The 447-nt window shown below is 68.5% G+C and carries 1 pseudogene; it reads right to left on the bottom strand.

Features of this window, described 5'->3' with window-relative positions:
- Window positions 1–447: pseudogene (locus HWX25_RS33060) on the bottom strand (ATPase); the annotation flags it as partial.

Genomic DNA, 447 nt, shown 5'->3' with positions numbered 1-447 from the left:
CATGTACTGCACGTGCACCGGCGAGATGCTGCGCAGCGAGGCGTAGGTCAGGTCGGTGGGGCGCTGGGTGGCGGGATGGCGCGGCGGCACCAGCCGCACCGGCCGGTAGTTGGCGTCGGCGATCAGGCGGATCCGGTTGCGCATGTAGAGCGCGCGGGCCTGGGCGGGAATGTCGGAAGCCGGGAAGTGCTGGTCCGCGTAGGAGGCGTAGCCGGGATCGATGCGCTCGGCGATCACGTGGCCGTTGCCGTCGTCGTCGAAGTTGTAGACCAGGGTGCGGCCGAAGCCGGTGATCCGGTGCACCTCGTCGGCGGCCAGCTCGGCCAGGTCGGCGGTGGTCTGCACTTCCTGCAGGCGGTTGATGAAGGTGCGCACCAGCGGGTACATCGACGAGAACACGTCGATGGTGCCGCGTGCCGGCTCGAATTCGACGATCGAGATGTCGTC

Source organism: Burkholderia sp. BCC1640 (assembly GCF_902833125.1).
In the GTDB taxonomy this organism is placed as follows: domain Bacteria; phylum Pseudomonadota; class Gammaproteobacteria; order Burkholderiales; family Burkholderiaceae; genus Burkholderia; species Burkholderia diffusa.
Note: the sequence above shows the minus strand (reverse complement) of the source record. Positions and strands in the feature narration are given on the sequence as shown.